The organism is Kitasatospora sp. HPM-01-4, assembly GCF_051374625.1.
Lineage (GTDB): Bacteria > Actinomycetota > Actinomycetes > Streptomycetales > Streptomycetaceae > Kitasatospora.
Map to the genome: position 1 here is coordinate 6050975 of NZ_JBPQGP010000005.1, position 26297 is coordinate 6077271.

The window sequence follows — 26297 nt, forward strand, 5'->3', positions numbered from 1 at the left end:
CCGAGCTCGCCGCCGAGCGCCAGGAACCCTGGGCCGCCCAGCGTGACGCGTCCTGGTACGAGCGCCCCGACGTATACAGCGACAAGGTCATCCACGTGGCTGGGAAATCGTGCCTCTACGGCGTCATGTCCCGCTGCGGGCGCTCCGTCCTGAACAAGGACCTGGTGTGGGCGCTTGAGGGCGTCCCTGCTGGCCGGCGCTGCCGCAGTCACGGATGCCGCCAAGCATGGCCTACCGCCCCGTCTGCCTGAACGCCCGCCCCCGGCCGCCGCACCGCGCGGCGGCCGCCACCCCGAAGGAGAACCCGATGTCCGACCAGCCCACGCCCGCTCAGACCGCTTACGCCGCGTACGGCGCCGCCACCGACCGCCTCCGCCGCCAGCTCGCCGAGCTGCCCGAGCTCCTTGCCTACGCGCAGCTCGCCCTGCTGCCTGGCAGCGCGCCCCAGTCCGGCTGGGTCTCCGGCGCCACCCGCGAGGCGCCGCTACCGTGCCGCCTTGACGTCCTGTCGCTGCTCGGGCCGGCCGCCGAGGAGACCGTCCGCGATCCGTACGGCGACCAGGTCGGCGTGGAGCCGATCCTCGGCACCCTCCTGAGCTGGGCCCGGCTCGTAGCGGAGGAGAGCAACTACTACCGGCCGAGCGGCGGATGGACCGTCGGCGGACTGGTGGCGTTCCTCGCTGACCGCGACGTGTTCGAGTGGGCCGTCCAGCGGCCGTGGGCCGACGAGTACGCCGACGAGATCGCCGCCGTCCACTGGCAGTTGGTCCCGCTGGCCCGACTCCGGCCCCGCCGGCGGCCGATGTCCCTGCCGTGCCCGCGGTGCGAACTCCTCACGCTCACGGCCGAGGACGGCCGAGACATCGAGTGCAGCAACCCGGGCTGCGGCACGATCCTCCGCCAGTCCGAATACGACGACCGGGCCGAGCAGCACCTGACCGAGCTCTACGCCGCCTGAATCAGCCTACTGTGAACGCGCTCAACTCGATGCCGAGCCACGGGTTGAGCGCGTTCACCAGACCCCAGGACGTGACCATGTACCGCCCCGGCGACATCCACCGCGCCGAGCTTTGCGACATCCCCGGCGCCGGATCCTGGACCATCCACGGGACCGCGCTCATCCTCGACGCGTCCCCGCGCGACGACCATGTGCGCCTTGTCCTCGCGCTCGGCGACAACCCCGACCCCAACCGGCCAAGCACGCACACCACCTACGCCCTCGGCAGCCTCTACCACGGTGAACGCGTTCTCCGGCAGCTTGTTGTGCCAGAGCCCGGACCGGCCACCGTCACCCTCGGCCCCGCGATCGGACGCCACCACGACGCTGCCGAACTGGACGCGATGCTCGATACGGCGTGGGACCGGTTGAGCGACCTCATGCCGGATCTCATCCCGGGCGGCCCGCTCGGTGAGAACGCTCTCAGTCGCCTCGACAAGGTCGCTCAACGGGTCGCCGATCGGCGGGAATCGGTCCGGGAGGCACTCCGCGAGCGAGACCACCTGATCCGTCGCTTCGTGGCCGGCCGCGTCGAGCCCGCCACGGTGGCCGTCCGCGCCCGCGTCGACAAGAGCCGCGTCTCCCAGCTGACCAAATCCCCAAGTCACATGTGGACCGACAACGCCAACCACCTGCGATGACCCGCCCGCCTCCCGCTTGCCTTGACTTGACGTCAGGCGCCACACCCGCATCAAAAATCACATAAACATCAACTCCTGATATCTGCCACGATTTGAAAATCGGCCATTTCGTCACACCGCCGTTGACGATCAAGTCGACTGTTCGTAGAGTTTCTATCCGCAAGAGTCTGGGTTTTAACGATATCCGCACAGCAGTCCGGGATTCCATCGGGTCACGGAAGGACGACACGGATGAAACGCACGATCGCTCTGGCACTCAGCGCTGTCTCGCTGGGCGTCGCCTCCCTCGCCTTGGCTACTCCTGCACAAGCCACGTCCCGTGACTGCCAGATCTACTTGGTCGAGATGGGCTACGTCGTCGGACCAAAAGCGCAGGCAGCGTGTGACTGGGCGGCGCAGAGGAATGACGGCTACGGTTGCTTGGACCGGCTCGTGCAAATCGGAGTCAGGTTCCGCATCGCCGGTGATGCCTGCTCCCTCGGTGCAAGGAAGTAAAACATGGGGACTGGAATAGCCACCGCGTGATCATCAAGGGTTGTGTGGACTCCTGAAGATCGTGCGGTGGCCGCAGGTCGCAGCTCTGACGCCGCTCACTGGCAAGTAGACCGGGCGTCCGCGTGAGCCGCAGCCAGACTACGACCCGGCGACGACCGCGCTACATCAACGTCGGCCGGCGAAATCGTGGGAGATGGTTGCGCAAGATCGCTTGCCTGTGCAACGCTGGTGTCAGCACCACACGTGCGCCATCATCACGAAGGGCCCGACCAACTCCGGTCGGGCCCTTCGGCGTTCCCGGGGAGGTTGACGTGGACGAGCTGCTGACCGGGCCTCAGGCCGCCGAGCTGTGCGGCGTCAGCCCGACCACCATCCGAAGCTGGAAGAACCGCGGCAAGCTCGCCCCCGCCGGCCTCGACGAGCAGGGCCGGCCAATGTACCGGCACCTGGACGTCGCCCTCGCCGAACGCTCCACCCGGAACAGGGCAGGCCGCACCTTCGGTCAGCGCGCCGCGTAGACCAGCAGGCCACCACATCCCGCGCCATGAAGCCGTGACAGCCTTACCGCCATGGGAATTCTCAACAAGGCCAAGGGCAACAGCGCCGGCACCGAAGCCCGCGAAGCCTTTACGCGCGGCGACTACGTATTTGTGTTCAAGGCCATCGAAGCGAACGTCAAAAGCATGACCACGGGCCCGATGCCTGGTATGGCAGAGCAGATCCAGGCCATCGAGGCTGAAGGCTGGGCCCTCACCAACATGGCCGCCGCCGAGAGCAAGGTCCTCAGCGGCGAACGCATAGCCCTGATCCTCATGTTCCGTCGCCGCTGACGTCGAAGGCTCCACCTGCGGTCCGCCACCTGCCCCGGTGGCGGCCCGCTCTCAACCGGCGATCAGCACAGCGCCAGCCCCGCCGTGATCGCAGGCTTCAGGCTCATCTTCAGCCCGGAGCCCAGCGCGGGATCCGCAGCCCAGATCGGATCCGGCTCGGCATACGACTCGTGTGCGCTCCCGTTCAGTGCGTACTCCACACCGCCGGCCTCGAACGTGACTGCCCCAGGAGCATGGCACCGCAGCGTTCCCGACGACACGACGAACGGCCACGGCGAGAGGTCGCTCCGCGAGATCGTGCGCGAGTGCGTGGACGACCCGTCGCCCAGGCTGCACCCCCACGCTGTCGCGGCCACGATGAACGCCATCGCCCCGGCCGCAAAGTAGCGCCCGTACCGCCGCACCAGCACCGGATCCACGCCTGTCGCTGGCTTCTCCAACTCGACCATGCCGCCCCCTCAGTAGGGCGCACAGCCTAGAGCTGAGGTGATCACCGTGACCAGACACCGGGCCTACACCATCTGCACCGTCGCTGGCTGCCCCGAGTACACGACCGGCGGCCGGTGTGATGAGCACCGGCGCGCGGCCGACCGGGCACGCGGCACCACGAGCCAGCGCGGCTACGGCCGCGGCCACCGAACCCGCTTCCGCCCCGCCGTCCTCGCCCGCGATCCCGTGTGCGTGCTCTGCAAGCAGCAGCCCAGCCAGCACGCCGACCACTGGCCGCTCAGCCGCCGCGAGTTGGTCGACGCCGGCATGGACCCTGACGACCCGCAGCACGGGCGCGGCCTGTGCCAGCGATGCCATGCCCGCTCCACGGCTGCCGAGCAACCAGGCGGCTGGAACGCCAGATAGACACCCTGCAGCCAGCTTCCGCATTTCCAGGAGACCGCACAGCACCAGCCCGAAGGGTGGAACGCATGAGCAACCACACGGTGCAGACGTACCCGCTGCCTCACAGCGGCCTGGTGATCGCCGAGAGCCACACGCTGACGGCTGAAGGGCTGCGGGTACTGGCCGCTGGCGAGGCCGAGCGAACCCGAGAGGGCGTTTGGACCTGGTCGACTGCTACAGAGGGTGACCGTACCCCAGGGGGGTGACCCCTTCGGCGGCCCCGTTAGGGACCCGCGGGGGAGGTAACTCGCGCCGTGTACGGGTCTGGGGATTCCCCGACAAGCCTTTTGGTAACTCAACGTGACTTGGCTTGGTCGCGACGGCCGGGCGCGTCGATGTGCTGCAACGGCACGTTGGAGGTGATCACGTGGCTGGACTCGGACCGGTGCCGAAGGACCCGTCCCAGCGGCGCCGACGCAATGCAGACCCGGTGACTGGTGCGGTTCTTCCCGCTGATGGACCTGAGGGTCCGACGCCCGTTTTGCCGGGCGGTCACGACTACGACAGCCGGACGCTGGCGTGGTACGAGACGTGGCGTTCGTCGCCGCAGGCCGCCACCTTCCTGGCTACGGACTGGCAGCGGCTGCACATGCTGGCTCAGCTGGTCGAGCAGTACTGGCAGGAGCCGAAGAAGGAACTGCTGTCGGAGATCCGGTTGAATGAGGCTGCGCTCGGCGCGACCGCGGCGGACCGGGCCCGGCTGCGGTGGACGGTGGCCGAGGCCGAGGACGCTGCCGAGCGTCGGCCGGCCGTGCGGACCCGGGCAGCGTCGTCCCGGCGGGACCGGGTGTTGAAGGTTGTCGATGGCCAGGCGGAAGGCTGAGCCGAAGGCGTTCGTCTCGCTCGGGTTCACCGCGATCGACTGGATCGAGACCTACCTGTGCCACGGGCCGGGCGACGTCCAGGGCGAACCGCTGGTCATCGACGACGAGATGGCCGCCTTCATCGTCCGCGCCTACGAACTCGACTCGGTGACCGGCCGCCGGAAAGTGAACCGAGCCTTCCTGTCCCGCCCGAAGGGCCGTGCGAAGTCCGAACTCGCTGGCGCGCTGGTGTGTTTCGAGGCGCTCGGGCCGTGCCGGTTCGACGGCTTCGATGCCCAGGGCGAGCCGGTGGGCCGTGAGCAGGTGTACCCGTTCATCCGCTGCATGGCCACCGAGGAGGGCCAGGCTGGGAACACCTACGACAACGTCACGGCGATGCTTGAGCACCTGGTCGAGCACTTCGGGGACGAGTTCCCCGGCATCGACCTCGGGCGTAACGCGCAGACGTCCAGCCGGATCTTCATCGAGGGCGGCGGTGAGATCGTCCCCTCGACGTCGTCCGGGGCAGCGAAGGACGGTGGCAAGGAGACCTTCGCGGTCTTCGACGAGACGCACCTGTACGTGCTGCCCGAGCTGCGGTCGATGCACAAGACCGTGCGCCGGAACCTGGTGAAGCGCCGTGCCGCAGAGCCGTGGTCGCTGGAGACGTCGACCATGTACGCGGTCGGGGAGAACTCGGTGGCGGAGGCGACGCACGAGTACGCGGAGGCGGTCAAGGCCAGCCGGGTGCGTGACGGTGGCCTGTTGTTCGACCACCGGCAGGGCCCGCACGTCGAGGACCTGATGGACGACGCCCAGCTGATGCCCGCGCTGGAGTACGTCTACGGAGATGCGGCCGGGTGGATGGACCTGGAGCGCATCGCAGCAGACATGCGCGAGCCGGACACCGACCCAGCGGACGCCCGCCGGTACTTCCTCAACCAGCCCGGGACGGCCTCGGCGAAGGCGTTCGACGCCGGCCGGTGGGCCGAGCTCGCCAAGAGCGGATTCGTCGCTCCGGCCCGCGAGTTGATCACAGTCGGCTTCGACGGGGCCCGGTGGCGGGACGCGACCGCGCTGATCGGCACCCATGTGGATACGGGGCATCAGTGGGTGCTCGGCGCGTGGGAGGCCCCCGTCCGCGAGGACGAGGCGGAGGACTGGGAAGTCCCTGCCGCCGAGGTGAACGCAGCGCTGGAGGCCGCCTTTGATCAATGGCGGGTGGCCCGCGTGTACGCCGATCCGCCGTACTGGGAGAACACCGTGGCCGCGTGGGCAGGCCGGTGGGGCGAGAAGGTCGTCACCGAGTGGTGGACTCACCGGCCCCGGCCGATGGCGTTCGCCCTGCGCGCCTACCGCACGGCGATGACCGACGGGTCTCTCTCCCACGACGGTGACCCCCTGTTCACCCGGCACATCGCCAACGCCGTGAAGCGGGACGCCCGGGTGCGGGACGACGAGGGCAAGCCGATGTGGACGATCCAGAAAGACCGCCACGACTCACCCCGCAAGATCGACGCCGCGATGGCCGGATGCCTGTCCTGGGAAGCCCGCCGGGACGCGATTGCCGCAGGACTCAACAAGCCCAGGAAGCCAAGCCGGATGGTGGTGATGCGCTGATGATCGACCGCACTCCGGAGGAGTGGCTCGGGTACCTCGCGCGGGCGCACGAGGCGGAAATCCCGGGACTGCGGGAGCTGAACCGCTACTACGACGGCGAGCAGCCCCTGAAGTACCTGCACCCGGCTCTGCTGGAGGAGTTGGGCGACCAGCTGCAGCAGGTGGTCATCAACTGGCCGCGGCTGGCGGTCGATTCGCTGGAGGAGCGGCTCGACGTCGAGGGGTTCCGGTACTCCCGGGATGAGGATGCGGACGCTGATCTGTGGGGGATCTGGCAGGCGAACGGACTGGATGAGGCCAGCCAGCAGGCCAACTTGGATGCGCTGATCATGCGCCGGTCGTTCCTGATCGTGGGGACGAACGAGGAGGATCCGGAGCATCCCCTGATCACGGTGGAGTCGCCGTTGCAGGTGCGCGCGGACTGGGACCCGCGCACTCGCCGGGTGCGGGCGGCGTTGAAGCGCTGGCACGAGACAGATCTGTTGACCGGCGCGGTGAGGGATCAGCATGCGACGCTGTACTTGCCGAACGAGACCCGCTGGTACGAGCAGTCCAGTCCGTCCGGGTGGACGGAGACCGCCCGAGATGAGCACGGCCTCGGTCTTGTGCCGGTTGCGCCGATCGTCAACCGGCCGCGGATCCTGGTCCCGGGTGGAAGGACCGAGCTGGCGGACCTGATCCCGATCGCAGACGCGGTGTGCAAGATCGCAACCGACATGATGGTGAGCGCGGAGTACCACGCGATGCCGCGCCGGGTCGCGTTCGGGTTCGGCGAGGAGGATTTCCAGGACGAGAACGGCAAGCCGGTCTCCGTCTGGTCGAGGATCGCCGGCCGGATCTGGGCGACTGCCAAGACCCGCAAGGACGACGGCGTGGACGTCATCCAGTTCCCCGAGGCCCAACTCGCCAACTTCCACTCCACGGTGGAGTTGCTGGCCCGGTTGCTGGCGTCGATGGGCGCCCTGCCGCCGCACTTCCTGGGCCTGTCGACCGACAACCCGCCGTCGGCGGATGCGATCCGCTCCTCGGAGACCCGGCTGGTGAAGCGGGCCGAGCGGCGGCAGCGCTCCAGCAGCGGCGGGTATGAGGCAGGGATGCGCCTTGCCCTGAGGATCCGTGACGGCGTGTGGGATCCGCGGGCGGCATCGCTGGAGACCCTGTGGAGGGACCCGTCCACGCCGACGTTCGCGCAGAAGGCGGACGCGGTGGTCAAACTCCACTCGGCCGGGATTCTGCCGACCGAGCAGGCCCGCGAGGACCTCGGCTACACCGCAGTGCAGCGGGAGCGGATGCGGCAGATGGACGCCTCCGCAGCCGACCGGGTGATGGGCGGCGATCTCGCCGCGCTCCTCGGCCCCAAACCGGCCGTGCCCGAGCCCGTCCCGGTCGGGGGCTGACCGGTGGAGGTGAGCGCGCAGAGCCTTGGGACGGCGTACTACCGCCAGCAGCAGCTCACCGTGCGCCGCACCGCCGCCGCCGCGCAGCTGCTGTGGCAGCAGGTCGACCCCGCGGCACTGGATGACTCGTGGAACGCCGCCGGCCAGGCCCTGCAACAGGTCCTGGCCGGCGGCCAGCGGCAGGCCGCCACCCCCGCGGACGCCTACGTGGCCGCCGTCGTCGCGGCGGACGGGGCGATGAGCGAGCCGGGCGGGCGCCTGGCCGTCGACCGCTTCGCGGGGCAGGCCGCCGACGGGCGCGCGCTGATCTCCCTGCTGTACGAGCCGTGGATCGAGACCCGCTGGCGGCTCTCGGCCGGGCAAGCCGCGCCCGAGGCGCTGACCGGCGGCCTGGCCACCCTTGTGCGACAGGTCGCGACCGAGGTCGCCGACGCCGGCCGGGAAGCCACCGGGGTGAGCATCGCCGGCAACCGCGCGACAACCGGCTACGTGCGCGTGCTCAACCCGCCCTCGTGCGCCCGGTGCGCGGTGCTGGCCGGGACGGAGTACGCGTTCAACGCCGGGTTCCAGCGGCACCCGCACTGCGACTGTGTGCACCTGCCCGTCACCCGCTACCGGCGCGGCCACGCGGCGATGGACCCGCGCGACTACTTCCACAGCCTCTCCCGCGCCGAGCAGGACCGGATCTTCACGGCCGCGAGCGCCCAGGCGATCCGGGACGGCGCCGACATCACCTCGGTGGTCAACGCCCGCCGCTCGATGTACACCGCCGAGGCATACGGGCAGCGCCTGCGCTCGACCTACGACGCCACCACCCGGCGCGGCGCGTTCTTCCGGGCCGAGCGGCAACGCGCGATCGACCGCGGACTGATACCGCCGTCCGGCGCCGGGTTCAGGCTCCGCTCGCACCGGCTGCTGCCCGAGGAGATCTACCGCCGCGCCGGAAACCGGGCCGAGGCGATCGCGATGCTACGGCGCTACGGCTACCTGACCTGACCTCGGCGCAACGCCGGGGTCCCGACTCCTGCAACGGGAGACCTGATGAGCAACCCCACCACCGACCCCACCACACCCCCGCCCCCGGCGCCGGCGGATCCGGCACCGCCCGCACCTGCCACGCCGGGACAGGGCGACCCGGCCGCGCCCACGGGAGATGCGCCGCTCGGCCCGGCCGGGGAGAAGGCCCTCGCCGAGTGGAAGCAGCGCGCCAAGGACGCCGAGAAGCTCGCCCGCGACCAGGCTGCCCGCCTGCAGGCGTTCGAGGACGCCCAGAAGAGCGAGGCCGAGAAGCTCGCCGACCGGGCCAAGGCCGCCGAGGACCGCGCCGCCGCGGCGACCCGGCTCGCCGTCACCGCGAAGGTCGAGGCCCTGGCCGCCAGCCGGTTCGCCGACCCGCTCGACGCGGTCGACGCGCTGACCCCCGACCAGTTCATCGGTTCGGACGGCACGGTGGACACCGACGCGATCGAGCAGGCTCTGACCGGCCTGCTCCAGCGCAAGCCGCACTGGGCCCCGGCCCCGGCCGGGCCGCGATCCCCGCGGCCGGACCCCTCACAGGGCGCCCGGCCGGGCGGAACCCCCACCCTCACCCAGCAGATCGCCGACGCCGAACAGGCCGGCGACACCCGGCGCGCCATCGCGCTGAAGACCCGCCAGCTCCGCGAGCTGACCAAGTAGGGCAGGCCCTAGGCCGCGCCCACCAATGAGAGGAGCCCCAAGTGGCCGCAGTGACAGGGCAGGGCACGACCTACAACCTGCCGAACTACCACGGTGAGCTGTACACCGTCACCCCGACCGAAACCCCACTCCTGTCCGCGATCGGCGGCCTGTCCGGCGGCAAGCGCACCAAGTCCGTTGAGTTCGAGTGGCAGACCGTCGACCGCCGCGCCTCCAGCGCCAACAACACCGCACTGGAAGGCGCGGCCGCGCCGACCGGCACCGCCCGGGCCCGCGCGAATGTCTCCAACGTGGTGGAGATCCACCAGTCGGCCGTGGAGGTGTCCTACACCCGGCAGGCCGCCACCGGCATGTACTCCGGCATCAACATCGGCCTGGACGACAACCCGGTCGACGACGAGCTCACCATGCAGATCATGGCCGAACTCCAGTCCATGGCCGTCGACATCGAGCTGTCGTTCCTGACCGGCACCTACCAGAAGCCGGCCACCAACGCGACGGCCCGCAAGACCCGCGGACTGCTGACGGCGATCGCCACCAACGTCAACGCCAACGGCGGCACCGGCCGGCCGATCTCCAAGGCGATCGTCGACAGCACCCTGAAGACGATGTTCACCAACGGCGCCCCGCTCACCCAGGACACCACCGTCTTCCTGACCGGCCCGGACCAGAAGGTGGCCCTGTCCAACCTGTACGCGGCGGCGCCGCTCAACCAGCCGACCATGACCCGCAACATCGGCGGCGTCGCCGTCGACACGATCGTCACCGACTTCGGGACCTTCGGCGTGATGCTCGACCGGTGGATGCCCGCCGGCCAGATCGGCATCGTCGACCTGTCGGTGTGCGCCCCGGTGTGGCTGGAGATCCCCGGCAAGGGCCTGCTGTTCGCCGAACAGCTCGCCAAGACCGGATCGTCCGAGAAGTGGCAGCTGTACGGCGAGGTCGGACTCGAGTACGGGGCCGAGAGCTACCACGGCCTGATCAAGGACCTCACCTAAGGAGCACCATGGCCACGTTCGCCAGCGCGCTGTATCCCGGCCTCACCCTGCAGGACGAGAAGGGCATCTGGGCCCAGTTCACGGCAGGCCGGTTCGAGACGACCGATGCCGCGGTCATCAAGCGCCTGCAGGCCCTGCCCGATTCCGAGGGCATCGCCGAGACCACCGACGCCCCGCCGGACGAGATCCCCCAGGAGTAACCCGTGCCTCTGGCGACGACCGCCGATCTGGCCGACCGGCTCGGCCGCGACCTCACCGACGCCGAGACACGCCAGGCAACCGCCCTGCTGACCGATGCCAGCGCGATCATCATCGACCGGTTCCCGCAGTACGCCACCAGCCCAACGGCCGCATCCACCGCGGTGTGCGCGGCGATGGTCCTGCGGGTCCTGCGCAACCCCGACGGGAAGCGGAGCGAGCAGATCGACGACTACTCCTACACCATCGACTCGGCACGCTCGGCCGGCGAGCTGTATCTGACCGAGCACGAGGCGGCAACGCTGCGGCCGGTCCGGACCTCGGCATTCAGCATCGTGCCGAGCGCCCCGGTGCCAGCGTCGTGATCGACCCCGGCCGGGCCCTGGCGGAGGGCCGGGCAGCCCACGAGGGCCTGATGGTCGACCAGTGCACCATCACCCGGCCCGGTCCCGGCATCCTCGATCGCGCCACGAGCACGCTCACCCCGGGGCCGTCCGAGATCCTCTACACCGGAAAATGCCGCGTCAAGGCCCAGCGGATGCCGCGCACGGCCGAGGCCGGCGAAGACCTCGTGATCGTCTCCCGCTACGAGATCGCGCTGCCCTTCTCCGCCGTCCCCAGCGACACCCTCCGAGTCGGCGACCGGGTGGCCGTGACCGCCTCAGCCGATGAGCGGCTGATCGGGCAGGAACTCGCGGTCCTCGCCATCGACTTCGGCTCCACCGCCACCGCCTGGCGGATCTCCGCGCAGGACACCACAGCAAGGAGGTAGCCGTGGGCATCGACGCCTCCGGGCTGCAGGCGCTGGCGGCCCAGCTCGCCGCCGCCGCGCAGGCCATCGACGCCCAGGGCCGCGCGGTCGTCTCCAAGGGGGCGCTGAACATCAAAACGGACTGGAGGGCTAACGCCACGCGGTCCGCAGGCACGCACGGACGTCTCTACCCCTCCAGCATCGGCTACGACCTCGCCCCGCTGCCGGGCGGCGGGACCGGCGCGGTCATCGGCCCCGACAAGGAAGCACCCCAAGGGCCCCTCGGCAACCTCATCGAGTTCGGCAGCGTCAACAACCCGCCGCACAACGACGGCGGCCGGGCCCTGGCCGCCGAGGAGCCGCGGTTCATCGCCGCCGCCGAGACGCTCGGGGGTGAACTCCTGTGACCGCTTCTCCCGCGACGCTGCCCCACGCCGATGCCGCCCTGGCCGCCCTGGCTGCAGCCGGCCTCACCGCAGCTCTGGGCCAGGCGCCCGCGGGCGCCGACCCGCCCTACTGCGTGCTCTACCCGGACCCGGGCCGGGCCGTCCCCGGATCGCTGGCCGACCCTCTCGCCTTCTACGAGGCGCTGATGCAGATCACATGCGTCGGGCAGAGCGCCGAGCAGGCCCTGTCGGTCTCCGACCGGGTCCGTACTGCCCTGTCCGTGCCGCTGGCCGTCGCAGGGCGGTCCGGGATGCGCCCGGAAGAGCTCGGCGGGCCGCTCGTGCAGCGAGACGACGACGTCAGCCCGCCCTTGTTCTACGTGCCGGTGCAGTACCGGATCCGATCCACCCCCTGACCCCAAGGACACCCCATGGCTACTTTGCCCACCCAGGTGATCGCCCTCGCCGGCCTGACCCCCGCCTACGCCGCCGCCGGAGCCTCCGGCGACAAGGTCGCCATGTCCGGCGACCGGACCTTCCTGCACGTCAAGAACGGCAGCGCATCACCGATCACGGTGACGCTGACCGCGACCGGCGCGGTGCGCGGCCAGACCGTCACTTCCCCGACCGTCACCATCCCGGCGTCCGGTGAGCGGATGATCGGCCCGCTCACCGCCGATCTCCTGGCCGGCGCCGCCGACGGGCTCGCCGCCATCGCCTACTCGGCGGCCGCCTCCGTTACGGTTGCCGCCCTGCGCATCTGACCCCCGCCCGCTTCCACCAGCCGCCCCCACCGAGGGGCTTTTTTCATGCCCCGAGGAGGGCCGCATGTCCGATCTGATCTCCGATGGCATGACCCGGGTGGCCTGGGTCGCCTCCATCGCCAACATCAACGCCCCGACCGCCACCGAGCTGACCGGTGGCCTGGACCTCACCCCTCGTCTGACGCCCGACGGCCTCAAGATGGACCCCACCACCGCCGACGTCGACACCGGCTCCCTGGCGAGCACGTTCGACACGATGGAGGTCGGCCGGGTCAAGTTCGACGCCGAGCTGACCGTCAAGCGCGGCACCACGCCGAGCGAGGACCAGCCGTACAGCACTCTCGTGTACGGAGCCCATGGTTTCCTCGTGGTCCGGCGCGGCATCGGATACCCGACAGCGTGGACCAGCGGCCAGCAGGTGGAGGTGTACCCGGTCGCCTGCGGGGAGCGCGCGAACAAGGCCCCGGCGGCGAACGAGGTCATGAAGTTCACGAGCGCGCTCAAGGTGACCGCGCCGCCGGCCACGAACGCGGCGGTCGCCTGATGCCCACGCAGAAACGTTCCATCAAGGAGATCGCTGCGGCGGCCCGGCTGCGGGAGACCACCGTGGTCCTCTCGTTCGCCGGGGATCTGCATGGCCAGATCGAGGACCTGCAGCGGCAGTTGGCTGCGGCGTCGGACTGGCGCGGCGGCTCCCTCGCGGATGCCGACCCGCGCCCGGAGCTGGCCGAGCGGATCGAGGCCCTGCAGCGGGAAATGGCCGAGAACGAGGCCGAGTTCACCGTCCGGGCGCTCCCGGCCCGCGCCTGGTCGGATCTGCTGGCCGCGCACCCGCCCCGCCCGGGCGCCGAGGAGCGGTTCAACATCGAGACGTTCCCGGCGGCGGCGATCGCCGCGTGCTGCATCGACCCCGTGATGACCGGCGCCGAGTACGCCGAGCTCGCCCAGGTCCTCACCGCCGCCCAGGAGGACGAGCTGTTCGATGCGGTGTGGCGGGTCAACACCCAGGCGGCGTCCGTCCCTTTCTCGCTGGCCTCCTCCGCGATCCTCGCCTCCCTCACCGCCGGGAAGTAGAGGCCGCCCGCGCGTGGGGAGTGCCCCGATCGCTGTTCCTCGGCCGTCCGATGCCGGGCCCGGGTGAGCCGCTGTGGCTGGACGACGACCGGGCATGGGCCCTGGCCCTGCTGCAGGTCGAGGCCGAGACGTGCACTGGCTGCCGCCAGCCGCTGACCGAGTCCATGGATCCCGCGCTGGAGGAGGCATGGCGGGCCGAGGTCGTCCTCTGCCACGCCTGCGCCACCGCCGGCCGCACCGCCGAGCACTACCGCCAGCACGGCGGCGACGCCCACGGCGCCAACGTCCGCGTCCACCGCAGGAAGGAGGCGACACCGTGGCCGACCGTGCAGTCAACGTCCGGCTGACCCTGGACACCTCCCTCTACCGGCGCGGCGCGCAGCAGGCCGAGCAGGACACCCGCCGCATCGCCCTCGCCGCCCAGCAGACCGCTGCCACCGAGCAGACGGCGTTCAACCGGGCTTCCACCAGCATGGTCGAGGCGGCATCCCGTGCGGGACTGGCCCAGCAGCGCGCGGCCGAGCTGTCCGCGCAGGCCGCTGTCGCCGCCGGCGCGGTCATCTCCGAGACCGCGACTCGCTCGGCCGCCGCCACCCTGCGGATCAGCGAGGCCGCCGCCGACGTCCCGGCCACGTTCCGCGCGGCCGGAGTGTCGGGCTCGGCCGAGTTCGGGCAGCTTTCTGCCGCCGCCGACCTGACGAGCCGCTCGCTGGTCGAGGTCGGAGGCGCCGCGGCCCGTTCGCTGGGGCAGATCGCCACGCAGGCCGGTGCCGCGTCCCTCGCGCTCGCGCAGACCTCGACCGCGATGACCGCGGAGATGGCCGCGGCCGCCACCGGCACCGACCGGGTGTCGCTGGCCTCGCGGCTGGCGATCGCCGAGGTGGTCACGGCCCAGCAGGCTGCGGCCGGCGCCATCGCCTCCACCACGGAGGCGGCCGCGGCCGCGCAGACCGGGCTGCTGGCCCGCGCCCGTGCCGCCTCGCTCGCCTGGGCGACGTCGGTCAACACTGCGGCGGCCAGCAGTACTTCGACCATCACCACAGCCGCAACCGCGGGTGAGAAGGCCCTCGGGGTGCTGAAGACCGGCTCGCTGGCGCTGGTCGCCGCGTTCCTCGCGGCGTCCGTCACTGCCGCGAAGTTCGGGAAGTCGATGTCCGGGGTACAGGCGGTTGCCGACGCCACCTCGGCGCAGATGGGTCAACTCCGCACCGCTGCGCTGGAGGCCGGCCGGGACACCGCGTACTCCGCCAGCCAGGCGGCCGACGCCGAAGGCGAACTCGCCCGCGCGGGCGTCTCTGTCGCCAACATCACCGGCGGCGCGCTCAAGGGCGCGCTGTCCCTCGCGGCGGCCGGGCAGCTTTCCCTCTCGGAGAGCGCGGAGCTCGCCGCCCAGGCGATGAACACCTTCGGCCTGAAGGGCAAGGACGTCTCGCACATCGCCGACGTCCTCGCCGCCGGCGCCAACAAGTCCGCGGCCGACGTGCACGGCCTCGGCGAGTCCCTGCGCATGGGCGGCCTCGTGGCCCAGCAGACCGGACTGTCCCTGGAGGACACCGTAGGCGTCCTGTCCGCGTTCGCCGATCACGCCCTGATCGGCTCGGACGCCGGGACCTCGCTCAAGGTGATGCTGCAACGCCTGACCCCGCAGTCCAAAGAGGCCGAAGCGATGATGCAGAAACTCGGCTTCTCCGCCTACGACACGTCCGGGAACTTCGTCGGCCTGTCCGAACTCGCCGGCCGCCTGCAGCGCTCTTTTGGCAACCTCACCCCCGAGGCCCGCAACAGCGCGATGGGCGTGATCTTCGGCTCGGACGCGGTCCGCGCCGCCACCGTGCTCTACGGGCTCGGCTCCGTCGGCATCGACGAGTACACCCGTGCGGTGAACGACCAGGGCGCCGCCCAGCGTATGGCCTCCATCCAGTTGGACAATCTCTCCGGCGATCTGGTGGCTCTGAAAGGCTCGTTGGAGGTCGCGCTGATCGAGGGCGGTAGCGCGGCGAACAAAGTCCTGCGGGAGATGGCCCAGTTCATCACCGCTGTCGTCAACGGCTACGCGTCGCTGCCGCCGTGGCTGCAGATCACCACCACCGCCACCATGGGGATCGTTGGCGCGATCGGCCTCGCGGCGGCCGGGTTCATGCTCATCCTCCCGAGGATCGCCGCGTTCCAGACCAGCCTGACGGCCCTGGCCGCGACCATGCCCCGCCTGGCCGCGGCCGCGAGTTTCACGACCGGCATCCTCACCGGCCCATGGGGCATCGGCATCGGCCTGGCCGTCACCGCGCTCGGCGTGTTCGGCCTGGCCAACCGCAAGGCGAAGGCGGACGTGCAGGACCTGACCGAGGCAGTCAAGGCCGACAGCGGCGCCGTCTCCGACAACGTCCGGACCCTGGTGGCCCAGAAACTGCAGCAGAGCGGTGCGCTCGACACCGCACGCAAGTACGGGCTGAGCCTGGCCATGGTGACCGACGCCGCACTCGGCAACAAGACCGCCCTGGAACAGGTCAATCGCGCTTTGCAGGACACCGCGACCCACCAGGAAGTCACCACCCGGGCGCAATTCGAATCGGGCCGATCGACCACCGCCCTCAACTCCGACGCGGCCAAGCTGCAGAAGACCCTGAAGGGCACCAGCGGAGACCTGCAGGACGCCGTGCAGGCGTACAAGAACCAGCAGGAGGCAACCGGCGGCGCCGCCGACGCGAACAAGAAACTCGGCGGGACGGTCAAGACCACCACCGAGGACCTGAAAGACCAGGAAACCGCCGTCAAACAGCTCACCGACGCCCTCGACATGCTCAACGGCGCCAACATCGACTCGGCCCAGTCCGCGATCCGCTATCAGGCCAGCCTCGCTGATCTGACCAGCGCGGTGAAGGACAACGGCGTCCACCTCGACATCACCAGCGAGAAGGGACGCAAGGTCAAGCAGGCCGTCTTGGACGCCGCCGACGCGGCGATGAAGCACGCCGAGGCCGTCACCAAGCAGCAGAACAGCATCGACGCGGGGAACGTGGCCCTGGCCCAAGACGTGGACGCTCTCAAGAAGACGATGCAGCAGGCGGGTTTCACCCAGACTCAGATCGAGGCCCTCACCGCGGCCTACGCGCAGATCCCCGAGAGCAAGCGCACCGAGGTCACCGACCCGGGCGCGCTGCAGACCATCGCCGACCTGCGCGATATCAGGCAGAAGGTGGAGGACGTCCCGCCCGGGAAATCGATCAATGTCCGGGCGCCGACGGCCGCCGCGATCCAGGACCTGGAGGCGATCGGCTACAAGGTCGAGAGTTTGCCGGACGGCCGGGTACGGGTCACGGTCCCCACGAACGACGCGTTCGACGGGGCCAACCGGATCCAGCAGGCAATCAACGGGATCGAGGGCCGGACGGTCACCGTGCGCATTCACTACTCGACGTCCGCGCCCGGGCACATGGGCGAGGCTTTCGCCAACGGCGGGATCACCGGGTACGCCGCCGGCGGGATCACGGCGGCAGCGGACGGCCTGGACACCCGCGAAGCCGGGATCTCTACCCGGGCGATCCTGTGGGCCGAGGCCGGCCCCGAGGCGTACATCCCGCTCTCACCGTCCAAGCGGGCCCGGTCGACCCGGCTCCTCAGCACCGTGGCCGAGCAATTCGGCTACCAGCTCATGCCGGTAGCCAGCCGTGACCTGATCCAGATCCGATCACTCGCTGGCCCCGCCCCCGCCCCAGCCCCGGCCGAAGCCGCCCCAACACCGGCCCGCGGCCTAACCATTGAGCACTACTACGAGGCGCCCAGCGGCTCGGCCCGGTCGACGGCCGAAGAGCTCTGGTGGCTGTCCCGGACGAGGGGGTGATCGTGTGCCTCGACCCCCCGTGTCCTGGCAGGGGAGCCAGCCCGGCGACCTGCAGTACGGCACCCTGCTGACGGGCACCGGGCGCCCCTGGTATCTCGCCGGGGACGCGCAGGTAACCGGCTGGGAGTCCATGCCCGGGCTGGACTCCGGCACAACGCACCGGGCCCACCAGCACGGCGCCTACCCGGGGCGCCTGCTGAGCCAGTCCCGGATCATCAGCGCCGACCTAGTGGTGCGAGCGGCGCCGGGCGGCATGGATCCGGTCGCCCGCCAACTGGCCGCCGCCATGCCGATCAGCGACACCGAACAGCCGCTGATCCTCCAAGTCGACGACGTCCCACGGCTGGTGTGGGCGCGGGTGCTGCGTCGGGAGATGCCAATCACCGGCACGTGGCGGCTCGGCGTCGGCCGGTGCAGCGTCCAGTTCGAGGCGACGGACCCGCGCCGCTACCAGATCACCGAGCAGACCGCGGCCACCGGGCTGCCGGCGCCGGAGTCCGGCCTGCAGCAGTGGCCGGCCGACACCGGGATCCGGAACCTGGTCTACAACCCCTCGTTGGAGGTGGACCTCTCCAACACGCAGGCGTACGGGTCGAGTTTGAACAGGGCCCGGATCACGACGGACGCCCAGTCCGGTACCGCGTGCCTGCAGCAGACGGCCACGGCGGACACGACGGCCGGGACGACGTGGAGTATGGAGCCGGTCACCGCGGCCGGGACCACGGTCCAGGTCGCGGGATGGGTCAAGACGACGACGGCGACTGCGATGCGGATCGTGTTGCGAAACGCCGTCGGCACCGTGAGCACGGCCGCCGCCGGGACCACCGCGGCCGGGGCCTGGTCCCGGGTGAGTGCGAGCTACACCCTCCAGCCGGGCGACAGCATCGACCGGGTCGGGGTGTACGCCACCGTCACCAACGGGACGTCGTGGCTGACCGATAGCGTCCAGGCCGAGACCGGCCCGACCCTGCACCCGTACGCGGACGGCACGTCGCTGGGGTGGTGGTGGGATGGCGTTCCGCATGCCTCCACCTCCCGCACGATCGTGCCCGGGGCCGGCCTGTCCTGGGGAAGTCCAGAGGGGCTGATCTGGGGCACCCCGGGCAGCACCGGGGACGCTCTCGCCGTCAACGCCGGGGATGCCGCGACACCGATCGTCATCGACATCACGGGCCCGGCGACCACGCCGTCTGTCACCGTCGGCGGCCGGGTCCTGGAGTACGGCCTCGTGCTCGCCGCCGGCGAGACGCTGACCGTCGACACCTGGGACGGCACGGTCACCCTCGCGAGCGGCCAGTCCCGGGCGAGCACCGCTACCCCGCGATCCGTGCCCGAGCAGTCCGTCCGGCTGTCGCCGGGCACCACCACGACCATCTCCTACCGCTCGCTGGACGGCGCGCCGACCACGAGCACCGCCACCATCCGCTACCGCTCCGCCTACTGGTAACCCTGGAGGGCCCGTTGACCGTACGATCCGCATGGCACCTGCCTACCGGCCAGACCCGTCAGGACACCCGCGTCGCCCCCCTGGACACCCCGACGCCCGTCACGGAAATGACGAGCCGCTCCGGGCTGATTCCCGGCGGCAACCCCTGCGCGCTGACCGGCGCGGGGATGACCGGCACCATCGGCGTTGGCCGCGCGGTGATCCAGGGCACCGCCAGCCAGGGCGCGTACCCGGTCGCCATCACGGCCCCCGAGACGATCACCGTCGCCAACGGGCACAATTCACTGCCGCGCATCGACTCGGTGTTCCTCGTGGCCTACGACAGCCTCTACGACACCAGCGGCCAGACAGCAGCGGCCGTCGTCTACGTCCAGGGAACCGCCGCGGCCACGCCAGTGGCGCCGACCGTCCCGCCCACGGGCACGGCCTACATGAAGCTGTGGGACGTCCTCGTCCCCGCCGGATCGAGCGTGTCCGCGCCGATCAACTGGTCCACGGCGCTCACCGATCAGCGGCAGTACACCGTCGCGGTCGGCGGGATCACGCCGTCCGGGAACGCGGTCGGCGCGTACGTCGGCCAGTACCGCGACAACCCGACGATCGGCACGCTGGAGCGCTGGTCCGGTACGGCGTGGGCGCCGCCGGTTGGGGTCTGGCAGTCGTACACGCCGGTCTGGGCCGGAGCCAACGCGAACCCGGCGATCGGCAACGGCAGCATGATCGGTCGGTACTGCGTGATCGGGAAGCGCGTCGACGTCGCTATCAAGATCGTCGGCGGATCCTCTACCAACTGGGGAAGCGGCACGTGGAGTTGGACCACCCCGCCGAACCTGCCGTTCGCGGCGCACTACTACTCCGGCCTCGGTGCCGCAGTCGGCACGGCCTATGCGGACCGGTCGCCGTCCGCCGGCGCCGGTCCGTCGCTGGTCTGGGTTCAGGACTCGACCAGGGTCCGCGCGTTCACCACCGTGGCGTCCACCTCGTGGTCCGACAGCGTGCCGTGGACGCCAGTCAGCACCAGCATCAACAGCTACAGTCTCGCATTCACCTACGAGACGCCGTGAGTCTGGACTACACGCTGACCTGCTGTGACCTGGTGACGGACCGACTGATCGATCGGCTGGAAATCCGCGACGTCTCCTACGACGACTACATCGGCCGTACCGGCACGCTGACCGGCACCGTCCCGCTGCCGGACGCGGCAACCGCCCAGCGGGCCCGCGCCGCGCTGAAATCGGGCCGGACCATGGTCTACCTCGTGGACTCAGCCGGGACGACAGCGTGGGGCGGCCCCCTGTGGACTGCGACACCGACCCGAAACGAGCGCGGCTACCTCTCGTGCCCGATTCAGGCCGGGACGCTGGAGGGCATCCTCCGCAGCCACCGGAAAGCCTACGACTCGCTGACCTGGGCCGCTACGGATCAGCTGGACATCGCGCGGGGGCTGGTCGACTACGCGCAGGCCCAGGACGGTGGGAACCTCGGGATCGAGATCGACCGGACGCAGCTTTCTGGAGTCGTGCGGGATCGCACGTACTCGAGGTACGACCTGTCCAACCTCGGCGATCTGCTCGACCAACTCGCCGCAGTGGACAGCGGTTTCGAATGGCGGATCCAGCTGTACACCGATACCGGCGGGGTGCGGCACCGGGCCCTTCGGCTCGGGTATCCGATCCTCACGGCGGGCTCGGCCGACGTCCTCCTGTCCAGTCCCGGCGAGATCACCGCGTACTCACTGCCGGAGGACGCGGGCGGTATGGCCACCACGTGGCAGTGCCGCGGCGCGTCCAGCCAGGACGCCACCGGCGCGAGTACGCCGCTCATGTCCGCCCTGCTGACGAGCCCGGACCTGATCGCCGCAGGCTGGCCCCGGTTGGACGGGTCGTCCGACTACAGCACGGTTGAGTTGCAGAGCACCATCGACGGCCACGCTGCGGCCGATCTCGCGCGGGCCCGGCAGCCGGTCACCATCCCGTCCGTCAGCTACCTGCGGCCGGACGCGGCTGGCCTTCCCGCACTCGGCGCCTACGTCCGGCTGCGGATCGTCGACGACTGGTACGTCGAAGGCCTGTCCGCCCGGTACCGCCTCGTCGGCCTGCGCGTCACCCCGGTGCAGCGCGGTCGTGGTGAGACCGTCGAACTCTTCCTGGAGGCAGCCTGATGGCACCACACGTCCCCGAAGACCTGATCACCCGTATCCAGGCCCTGGAGCGTGATCTCCGCGCCCTGCAAGGCAGGGTGAGCACCCGCGCCGCGATCAGCACGATCCTCGACGCGCTCGGCTCGATCGTCCTCGCCCCGGACCCGGCCGGCGGCCTTGCCCGGCCATGGACCACGTACACGGCCCCGGCCGCGGACTCGATGTCGCTCTGGCCATCCACCACCTCCGGCACCTGGGCGACGATTGCCCGCAGCCGCGGCATCGTTCAGCACCCGGCCCTGATGATCCGGGCCAGCCTCGGCACGGACCCGGGCACCACCGGACAGCTGCGGCTCAGTGTGAACGGCACGCCCGTGGCCGTCGGACTGGTCGGCGCCGACCTGATCGCCACCGTGCCGATCGGCGCCCCCGTCGGCAGCGAGGTCGAGTTCACGTTGGAGGCTCAGCGCGGCACCGGCGGCGGCTCCGTCTACGGCGTCGTCCGCTATCTGTATGGCGTTGCCCTGCCCCCACCCCCACCCAAGTAAGGAGACCGCTCGTGTACACCATCGGCACCGTCAGCGCCCCGACCACCGACGACCTCGGGCCCATGCTGGACCAGATGGCCGGCGCCGAGTACCGCGCCGGCCGCGCCGGGATGCCCGCGCCGCCCGTCGCCGGGAAGGCACCGGTCTACGGCGAGCTGTGGCTGATCGCCACCCAGCGACCGCAGACCACCAGCACGGCCGAGTGGATCGTCTGGGCCTGGACCTCGACGGACATCCCGGGCTGGCCCTGGTCGACCGACTCCTACACCGGCGGCATCCGCTCGGCCGCCGACGTCGCCCGCGCCCTCCAGACCGCCGGCGCCACCGTCGTCCTGCGGCACTACGCCGCGTTCAGCGTCTCCACCACCACGGCCGAGACCGTCCCGCTCACCTGAGGGCTTGCCGATGATTAACACGCTGCTTTGATATGCGCTTTGGGATAATTGGCCTGTGCGAAGACACGAGTACTAAGGGAGACCAGAGGAGCGAGCGGGATATTGCAGGCAGGATAGTCGCTCCATGTTATGTAATATACGTCTGGTTCCAAATTACCCAACCAAAGTGATTGCGCGGACCGGTCGCATCGGACTGGGTAAAACTTCCCGCAATAATAACGTGATCTGGGTGATTGTTGCCGATATAGCCGACATAGTTTTGAGTGATTCCATTCGACAGCGACCGCTTAAGTGTGAGCTGGCCGGCGACATCATCCCATGAGCCCTCCCATGCCCCCGATGGACTATCGTCGAATTTGACGAAAACTTCACGGATGGTGGCGCCATCTTGAAAGATTGAGATAATTCCAGGAGAGCCGTTTGCATTAAGATTCCAGTCGCCATGGATGTCGGTAGTCACTGATCAAATCTCCTAGTCGAACCACCAGTCAGTTCCGCTTTGATGCGAAATCATGTCGGACTCTGGAGTGTATTTATCGCGCTACTTAATTTACCGCTAGGACTCATGCGTCACGTGTAACGTCCGCAATTCCCAGCTTGCCGTCGTCCTTCTCCAGGACAGCATGGCTTCGCCGATGGCGCATGTCTATAACCCACCCGCTTCCCTCGCCCCCGCGCCGCCCGGCCCGGGGGCTTCGCCATGCCCGGAGGCCCCATGACCTGGCTCGCGAACGCCTGGGGCCAGATCTGGCCCAACCTCGCCGCCACCGCCCTGTGGGTGCCCGCCACCGCAGTGCATCACGTACTGATCCGGCGCCACCTACACCGGATCCACCACACCCTCACATGCCCTGGAGGCACAGCATGCAGTTCGTCACCCGCGCCCAGTGGGGCGCCGTCCCGCCCAGCTCCGACTGGACGTACATAGCCAGCACCGACGGCGTGAAGATCCACTACGAAGGCACCGAGGTACCTGCCGACCTCACCGGAGCCGACCAGCACGGCCGATGCGCCGGCCGCGTCCGGGACATCCAGGCCAGCCACATGGCGAACACGTCCGAAGGCTGGATCGACATCGCTTACAACGCCGTCGTATGCCCGCACGGCAGCGTCTTCGAGGGCCGCGGCCTCCACCACAAGACCGGGGCGAACGGCAACAGCGCGCTCAACGCCGCGCACTACGCGGTGTGCGCCATGGTCGGCGACTCCGGGCTGACCGAACCGACCGACGACATGCTCGGCGGCCTCCGGGACGCGATCGAGTGGTTCCAGCAGCAGGGCGGCGCCGGAGACCAGATCGAGGGCCACCGGGACGGCTACGCCACCGACTGCCCAGGGGATCCGCTGTACGGCTGGGTGGAGCAGGGAGCCCCGCGCCCCGGCGGCTCCTCCGCTCCGCGACCGACCCCCGCGCCGCAGCCCCCGGCCAACTCCGGCTCGGGCCCGGACTGGCCCGGCGAGTACCTGAGGATGCAGACCCCGATGCTCCACGACTCCAACGTGAGCACGTGGCAGCAGCGGATGTCCGACCGCGGCTGGCGCATCGCCGTGGATGGCTGGTACGGCCCGCAGAGCGCAGCAACCGCTCGCGCCTTCCAGGATGACTCAACTGCCCATGGCTGGCCGCTCGTTGCGGACGGAATCGTCGGCCCGGCGACCTGGCGCGCGAGCTGGGACCGGCCTGTCAGCTGACCGTCGCCGACATCTGCTGAACCACTGACACCCACAGATCGGAGATCACCATGTCCCTCGTCGACCAGCTCAAGGCCGACCTCACGTCCGCCCATGCCGGCGCCCAGCTCGGCCGCTTCCTTCGCCTCGGCGTCGTCGCGTTCGGCGCCCAGCTCGCCACCCTCGGCGCCGACCACCTCGGCCGGGATGCGCTGATCGGCGCCGCGGTCGGCGCGGTCGAGGCCGCGTACCGGCAGTGGGCACCCGTGGTGCCGTGGGCCGAGATGGCCCAGCGCCTGCATGTCCTGGACGCCATCCGTTCGGTGCCCGCCCCGGTCGCGCCGCCGGTTCCGCCGGCCGCACCGACCGCGCCGGGCGGTGGCGGTGCCGGTGCCTGATGACGAGGTCGGCGTCCGCGCCGAGCTCGCCGAGGTCCGGCGGATCGCCGAAGTGGGCTTCGCCGAGAACCGCGGCCAGCTTGGCCTCCTGCTCCAGCGCGCCGACCAGTCCGACGGGCGCGTGCGCGACCTCGATCAGCGCGTTGACCGGCTGGAGCGCGGCCGGTGGCCCCTGCCGGCGGTCGCCGCGCTGACCGGCCTCGGCGCCCTGATACTCTCCGCGGTCGCCCTCGTGCGCCCCTGATGTGCTCGCCCCCTGTCCGGCTGCGGCCGGGCGGGGGGCGCTGCGTCGTTCGCAAGTAGAGCTCAGCGGCCGGTGCGCGCACCGGGTTCAGCGCAGGCTCGGATCATCGCGATGAGCGGGGGCGCGTCCGGGGACGGTTGGACCCGGTTGACGGCCTCGTACCCCCACGCCTCGTACAGTGCGAGTACCTTGCCGTCCCCGGCTGCTGGGTTGACCATCAGCGTGACGCGCTCCTCCGGGCGATCGGCAACGAGTTCGTCGTGGATGCGTCGGGCCACCCCGGTGCCGCGCCACGGGATCCGCACACCCAGTTCCTTGAGTGCGAGCGCCGGCGTCGCCGTGGCCTCCGGTGGCATCGGCTCAGCCATGCGAGTCCACCAGCGGTCGCCGGAGGTGATGGTGTTGCCGTAGGCGTAGCCGACCGGCTCACCCTGGTCGTAACCGATGACCACCTCGAACCCGGGCTCTGTGCCGTGCCGCTCCAGTCGTTCGGCGAACGCGCCGATCGCGTAGTTCGGCAGATGGAGCAGCGGTGCACGCACGTCCGCGTACAGGTCGATCAGGGTCTGCCGGACGGCCTGTATGTCGCGGTAGTGGCGGAGTTCAAGGGCGATGGTCACGCGGTGGTCCTCCGGGTCTCGTGGGCGTACTGGACCCATAGTCGGGTGTGCTCGCTGCCCGGCGCTACGGTGGTGAGCGTGGCGCCGAATTGGTCGAGCATCCCGGTAACGCGAGGATGGACGGCCAGGTCCCCAGGGATGCCCATCGCTGTTGCGACGGCGGGTTCAAGGTCACCCTGCCCGAGTTGGGCACGCGCCAGTCGAGCACTGGTGATGGCACGGCTGCGCTGCATGTGCGGGCGGAGCAGGGCAAGACTGCGGTGGGCGTGCGCCTCGGCGTCCTCGTGCTGGCCGAGGGAGAGATTCGCGGCGAGCGCAAGGGAATCGAGCTCGGCCTGATCGTAGTGGGCGGTCAGCCACACGGGCCGTGTGGCATTCAGGTCGGCGCGGTCGAGCGCGTCTTGGGCGCGGCCGACGGAGCGCCGGACGGCGTTGGTGTCCCCGGTCAGTCCGTGGATAGCGGCATGGCGGGCGTGGCCGAGGGAAGCGAACAGCGGGTCCCGCCGCGCAATCGGCAGCCCGCGCGCGACATCGTTGGCGTTGAGCGCGTCACCGGGGCGACCCATGTGCCGGTAGAGGCTGCCTGCGTGGGACCAGATCCGGAACTGGATCGCCGAATCGCCGGACATCGCAGCGAGGTTTGCGGCGCGTTCGAGATGGCGCAGTGCGGTGTCGAATCGGCGGCCGTCGATCGCCGCCCACAACGCACTGGACATGAACGATGCCGCGCATCCGTACAAGGCGGAGCGGACGCGCTGGCTCGCCGCTCCCTGCTGCTGGAGGGCGAGCGCCTCGTCCGCGAGCATGGTGGCGTGGGTCTCGATGCTGAGTCGGCCGCCGTGTCGGTGGTCGCTGGCGATCAGGTCTGTGAACCGGGCGTTCAGGCGGTCAATGTCGCCGGTTCCGATGCGTCTGGGCGTGGCAGTGGCCGATGCGGTGCCGGCCAGGGCGGTTCCTCCTATGACAGCGATGAACTGACGACGCTTCACGTCTGCTCCAGGTGCGGTTCGGGCCTTGCCGGGGTGGATGAATCCGAGGTCTGGACCAGTACACCCGAATACCGCCTTGAGCGCCGCCTGGATCTTCGCCGGGGGCCAACGGCTAGCTCCCGAAAGCCAGTTGTAGACGGTTCGTTCTGATACGGTGCCCGGCTTTCCCGTCAGCCTGCCGATTTCGATGTTGACCTGGTGTGCCAACTCGGCCTGCGTCAAACCCAGATCATCCATGTGGCGCCGAAGTGCGACGTTCTCGCCCATGTGCCCAACGTAGCGCTGTGATCACATATCGTGCACAGTTTTGGGTAATGGGAGAGTCAAGTTTTCCGGTCGGCCATGACTACGGGGCCCCGAACTTTTCCTGACGTCCTAGCGGCCCACGGTCGTTCACTGGGTAGTGCCGCACCGGCCGAGGCCTCATATCAGTGGGGTCGCCCCGGGCGGGTCTCGTTCTCAGCGGGGTGCCGCTGCCCGCA

The 26297-nt window shown here is 70.1% G+C and carries 33 protein-coding genes; 29 read left to right on the forward strand and 4 right to left on the reverse strand.

What is annotated here, in order from left to right; genetic code table 11:
* The first annotated feature begins 226 nt into the window (after positions 1-226).
* From ACSMTC_RS26290 to ACSMTC_RS26305, 4 genes are all read left to right on the forward strand, one after another.
* A complete protein-coding gene (locus tag ACSMTC_RS26290; protein WP_436562171.1) occupies positions 227-958 on the forward strand; it encodes a hypothetical protein in 732 nt (243 codons plus the stop codon).
* 11 nt (positions 959-969) lie between these two features.
* Positions 970-1638, forward strand: a complete 669-nt coding sequence (locus tag ACSMTC_RS26295) for a hypothetical protein (RefSeq protein ID WP_436562172.1) — start codon at positions 970-972, stop codon at positions 1636-1638.
* An 806-nt stretch (positions 1639-2444) separates the two neighbouring features.
* Complete coding sequence (locus tag ACSMTC_RS26300) at positions 2445-2651, forward strand: helix-turn-helix domain-containing protein (protein ID WP_436562173.1); 207 nt, start codon at positions 2445-2447, stop codon at positions 2649-2651.
* Between the two features lie 51 nt (positions 2652-2702).
* On the forward strand, positions 2703-2963 hold the full coding sequence (locus ACSMTC_RS26305; protein WP_436562174.1) for a hypothetical protein: 261 nt from the start codon (positions 2703-2705) through the stop codon (positions 2961-2963).
* 62 nt (positions 2964-3025) lie between these two features.
* On the opposite strand, the gene ACSMTC_RS26310 is transcribed toward ACSMTC_RS26305, so the two are convergent.
* A complete protein-coding gene (locus ACSMTC_RS26310; protein WP_436562175.1) occupies positions 3026-3412 on the reverse strand; it encodes a DUF2511 domain-containing protein in 387 nt (128 codons plus the stop codon).
* A gap of 46 nt (positions 3413-3458) precedes the next feature.
* Here ACSMTC_RS26310 and ACSMTC_RS26315 point away from each other — a divergent pair, with 46 nt between their 5' ends.
* From ACSMTC_RS26315 to ACSMTC_RS26420, 22 genes are all read left to right on the forward strand, one after another.
* Entirely contained in the window at positions 3459-3818 is a 360-nt protein-coding gene (locus ACSMTC_RS26315) for a holin (RefSeq protein WP_436562176.1), read from the forward strand.
* 424 nt (positions 3819-4242) lie between these two features.
* Positions 4243-4680: a phage terminase small subunit gene (locus ACSMTC_RS26320; RefSeq protein WP_436562177.1), complete on the forward strand. Its 438-nt coding sequence runs from the start codon at positions 4243-4245 to the stop codon at positions 4678-4680.
* Positions 4661-6280 (forward strand): terminase, encoded by a 1620-nt coding sequence (locus tag ACSMTC_RS26325; RefSeq protein WP_436562178.1) that lies wholly within the window; start codon positions 4661-4663, stop codon positions 6278-6280. Before ACSMTC_RS26320 ends, ACSMTC_RS26325 begins: the two co-directional genes overlap by 20 nt.
* Complete coding sequence (locus ACSMTC_RS26330) at positions 6280-7677, forward strand: phage portal protein (protein ID WP_436562179.1); 1398 nt, start codon at positions 6280-6282, stop codon at positions 7675-7677. Before ACSMTC_RS26325 ends, ACSMTC_RS26330 begins: the two co-directional genes overlap by 1 nt.
* A gap of 9 nt (positions 7678-7686) precedes the next feature.
* Positions 7687-8673 (forward strand): VG15 protein, encoded by a 987-nt coding sequence (locus ACSMTC_RS26335; RefSeq protein ID WP_436562180.1) that lies wholly within the window; start codon positions 7687-7689, stop codon positions 8671-8673.
* A 45-nt stretch (positions 8674-8718) separates the two neighbouring features.
* Complete coding sequence (locus ACSMTC_RS26340; RefSeq protein WP_436562181.1) at positions 8719-9354, forward strand: hypothetical protein; 636 nt, start codon at positions 8719-8721, stop codon at positions 9352-9354.
* Positions 9355-9395: 41 nt separating this feature from the next.
* Positions 9396-10352: an SU10 major capsid protein gene (locus tag ACSMTC_RS26345; protein ID WP_436562182.1), complete on the forward strand. Its 957-nt coding sequence runs from the start codon at positions 9396-9398 to the stop codon at positions 10350-10352.
* An 8-nt stretch (positions 10353-10360) separates the two neighbouring features.
* Positions 10361-10552: a hypothetical protein gene (locus ACSMTC_RS26350; protein ID WP_436562183.1), complete on the forward strand. Its 192-nt coding sequence runs from the start codon at positions 10361-10363 to the stop codon at positions 10550-10552.
* Positions 10553-10555: 3 nt separating this feature from the next.
* Positions 10556-10915 (forward strand): Gp19/Gp15/Gp42 family protein, encoded by a 360-nt coding sequence (locus ACSMTC_RS26355; RefSeq protein WP_436562184.1) that lies wholly within the window; start codon positions 10556-10558, stop codon positions 10913-10915.
* The gene (locus ACSMTC_RS26360) at positions 10912-11322 is read left to right on the forward strand and encodes a DUF6093 family protein (RefSeq protein WP_436562185.1); all 411 of its coding nucleotides are present in this window, start codon (positions 10912-10914) and stop codon (positions 11320-11322) included. The genes ACSMTC_RS26355 and ACSMTC_RS26360 overlap by 4 nt, the downstream gene beginning before the upstream one ends.
* 2 nt (positions 11323-11324) lie before the next feature.
* On the forward strand, positions 11325-11708 hold the full coding sequence (locus ACSMTC_RS26365) for a hypothetical protein (RefSeq protein ID WP_436562186.1): 384 nt from the start codon (positions 11325-11327) through the stop codon (positions 11706-11708).
* Positions 11705-12103 (forward strand): hypothetical protein, encoded by a 399-nt coding sequence (locus ACSMTC_RS26370; RefSeq protein WP_436562187.1) that lies wholly within the window; start codon positions 11705-11707, stop codon positions 12101-12103. The genes ACSMTC_RS26365 and ACSMTC_RS26370 overlap by 4 nt, the downstream gene beginning before the upstream one ends.
* A 15-nt stretch (positions 12104-12118) precedes the next feature.
* Positions 12119-12451: a hypothetical protein gene (locus tag ACSMTC_RS26375; RefSeq protein WP_436562188.1), complete on the forward strand. Its 333-nt coding sequence runs from the start codon at positions 12119-12121 to the stop codon at positions 12449-12451.
* Positions 12452-12515: 64 nt separating this feature from the next.
* Complete coding sequence (locus tag ACSMTC_RS26380; protein WP_436562189.1) at positions 12516-12995, forward strand: phage tail tube protein; 480 nt, start codon at positions 12516-12518, stop codon at positions 12993-12995.
* Complete coding sequence (locus ACSMTC_RS26385; RefSeq protein ID WP_436562190.1) at positions 12995-13525, forward strand: hypothetical protein; 531 nt, start codon at positions 12995-12997, stop codon at positions 13523-13525. Before ACSMTC_RS26380 ends, ACSMTC_RS26385 begins: the two co-directional genes overlap by 1 nt.
* A 20-nt stretch (positions 13526-13545) precedes the next feature.
* Positions 13546-13872, forward strand: a complete 327-nt coding sequence (locus ACSMTC_RS26390; RefSeq protein WP_436562191.1) for a hypothetical protein — start codon at positions 13546-13548, stop codon at positions 13870-13872.
* Positions 13842-17363: a phage tail tape measure protein gene (locus ACSMTC_RS26395; protein WP_436562192.1), complete on the forward strand. Its 3522-nt coding sequence runs from the start codon at positions 13842-13844 to the stop codon at positions 17361-17363. Before ACSMTC_RS26390 ends, ACSMTC_RS26395 begins: the two co-directional genes overlap by 31 nt.
* Before the next feature lie 4 nt (positions 17364-17367).
* Positions 17368-18810, forward strand: a complete 1443-nt coding sequence (locus ACSMTC_RS26400; protein WP_436562193.1) for a phage tail family protein — start codon at positions 17368-17370, stop codon at positions 18808-18810.
* Between the two features lie 167 nt (positions 18811-18977).
* Positions 18978-19874: a hypothetical protein gene (locus ACSMTC_RS26405; RefSeq protein ID WP_436562194.1), complete on the forward strand. Its 897-nt coding sequence runs from the start codon at positions 18978-18980 to the stop codon at positions 19872-19874.
* The gene (locus ACSMTC_RS26410; RefSeq protein WP_436562195.1) at positions 19871-20971 is read left to right on the forward strand and encodes a hypothetical protein; all 1101 of its coding nucleotides are present in this window, start codon (positions 19871-19873) and stop codon (positions 20969-20971) included. The genes ACSMTC_RS26405 and ACSMTC_RS26410 overlap by 4 nt, the downstream gene beginning before the upstream one ends.
* The gene (locus ACSMTC_RS26415; RefSeq protein WP_436562196.1) at positions 20971-21498 is read left to right on the forward strand and encodes a hypothetical protein; all 528 of its coding nucleotides are present in this window, start codon (positions 20971-20973) and stop codon (positions 21496-21498) included. The genes ACSMTC_RS26410 and ACSMTC_RS26415 overlap by 1 nt, the downstream gene beginning before the upstream one ends.
* An 11-nt stretch (positions 21499-21509) precedes the next feature.
* The gene (locus tag ACSMTC_RS26420) at positions 21510-21893 is read left to right on the forward strand and encodes a hypothetical protein (protein WP_436562197.1); all 384 of its coding nucleotides are present in this window, start codon (positions 21510-21512) and stop codon (positions 21891-21893) included.
* A gap of 127 nt (positions 21894-22020) precedes the next feature.
* Here ACSMTC_RS26420 and ACSMTC_RS26425 read toward each other — a convergent pair whose 3' ends face one another.
* A complete protein-coding gene (locus tag ACSMTC_RS26425; RefSeq protein ID WP_436562198.1) occupies positions 22021-22353 on the reverse strand; it encodes a hypothetical protein in 333 nt (110 codons plus the stop codon).
* A 404-nt stretch (positions 22354-22757) separates the two neighbouring features.
* Between ACSMTC_RS26425 and ACSMTC_RS26430 the strand changes: the two genes are divergently transcribed.
* From ACSMTC_RS26430 to ACSMTC_RS26440, 3 genes are read left to right on the forward strand one after another with little or no spacing between them, the layout of a single operon-like run.
* Positions 22758-23585, forward strand: a complete 828-nt coding sequence (locus ACSMTC_RS26430; RefSeq protein WP_436562199.1) for a peptidoglycan recognition protein family protein — start codon at positions 22758-22760, stop codon at positions 23583-23585.
* Positions 23586-23635: 50 nt separating this feature from the next.
* Complete coding sequence (locus ACSMTC_RS26435; protein WP_436562200.1) at positions 23636-23962, forward strand: hypothetical protein; 327 nt, start codon at positions 23636-23638, stop codon at positions 23960-23962.
* Positions 23955-24206, forward strand: a complete 252-nt coding sequence (locus ACSMTC_RS26440) for a hypothetical protein (RefSeq protein ID WP_436562201.1) — start codon at positions 23955-23957, stop codon at positions 24204-24206. The genes ACSMTC_RS26435 and ACSMTC_RS26440 overlap by 8 nt, the downstream gene beginning before the upstream one ends.
* Before the next feature lie 62 nt (positions 24207-24268).
* Here the strand turns inward: ACSMTC_RS26440 and ACSMTC_RS26445 are convergent, their stop codons facing one another.
* Both ACSMTC_RS26445 and ACSMTC_RS26450 read right to left on the reverse strand, forming a co-directional pair.
* Complete coding sequence (locus ACSMTC_RS26445; RefSeq protein ID WP_436562202.1) at positions 24269-24865, reverse strand: N-acetyltransferase; 597 nt, start codon at positions 24863-24865, stop codon at positions 24269-24271.
* Positions 24823-26082, reverse strand: a complete 1260-nt coding sequence (locus ACSMTC_RS26450; RefSeq protein ID WP_436562203.1) for an NsdA family TPR-like regulatory protein — start codon at positions 26080-26082, stop codon at positions 24823-24825. The genes ACSMTC_RS26445 and ACSMTC_RS26450 overlap by 43 nt, the downstream gene beginning before the upstream one ends.
* Between the last annotated feature and the right edge of the window lie 215 nt (positions 26083-26297).

Coding starts and splice junctions, on each gene's coding strand:
- ACSMTC_RS26340 (WP_436562181.1), top strand. CDS start 8,719: ATGAGCAACCCCACCACCGACCCCACCACACCCCCGCCCCCGGCGCCG.
- ACSMTC_RS26350 (WP_436562183.1), top strand. CDS start 10,361: ATGGCCACGTTCGCCAGCGCGCTGTATCCCGGCCTCACCCTGCAGGAC.
- ACSMTC_RS26330 (WP_436562179.1), top strand. CDS start 6,280: ATGATCGACCGCACTCCGGAGGAGTGGCTCGGGTACCTCGCGCGGGCG.
- ACSMTC_RS26435 (WP_436562200.1), top strand. CDS start 23,636: ATGTCCCTCGTCGACCAGCTCAAGGCCGACCTCACGTCCGCCCATGCC.
- ACSMTC_RS26375 (WP_436562188.1), top strand. CDS start 12,119: ATGGCTACTTTGCCCACCCAGGTGATCGCCCTCGCCGGCCTGACCCCC.
- ACSMTC_RS26445 (WP_436562202.1), bottom strand. CDS start 24,865: ATGGGTCCAGTACGCCCACGAGACCCGGAGGACCACCGCGTGACCATC.
- ACSMTC_RS26450 (WP_436562203.1), bottom strand. CDS start 26,082: ATGGGCGAGAACGTCGCACTTCGGCGCCACATGGATGATCTGGGTTTG.
- ACSMTC_RS26385 (WP_436562190.1), top strand. CDS start 12,995: ATGCCCACGCAGAAACGTTCCATCAAGGAGATCGCTGCGGCGGCCCGG.
- ACSMTC_RS26415 (WP_436562196.1), top strand. CDS start 20,971: ATGGCACCACACGTCCCCGAAGACCTGATCACCCGTATCCAGGCCCTG.
- ACSMTC_RS26380 (WP_436562189.1), top strand. CDS start 12,516: ATGTCCGATCTGATCTCCGATGGCATGACCCGGGTGGCCTGGGTCGCC.
- ACSMTC_RS26430 (WP_436562199.1), top strand. CDS start 22,758: ATGCAGTTCGTCACCCGCGCCCAGTGGGGCGCCGTCCCGCCCAGCTCC.
- ACSMTC_RS26310 (WP_436562175.1), bottom strand. CDS start 3,412: ATGGTCGAGTTGGAGAAGCCAGCGACAGGCGTGGATCCGGTGCTGGTG.
- ACSMTC_RS26325 (WP_436562178.1), top strand. CDS start 4,661: ATGGCCAGGCGGAAGGCTGAGCCGAAGGCGTTCGTCTCGCTCGGGTTC.
- ACSMTC_RS26290 (WP_436562171.1), top strand. CDS start 227: ATGGCCTACCGCCCCGTCTGCCTGAACGCCCGCCCCCGGCCGCCGCAC.
- ACSMTC_RS26405 (WP_436562194.1), top strand. CDS start 18,978: ATGACCGGCACCATCGGCGTTGGCCGCGCGGTGATCCAGGGCACCGCC.
- ACSMTC_RS26305 (WP_436562174.1), top strand. CDS start 2,703: ATGGGAATTCTCAACAAGGCCAAGGGCAACAGCGCCGGCACCGAAGCC.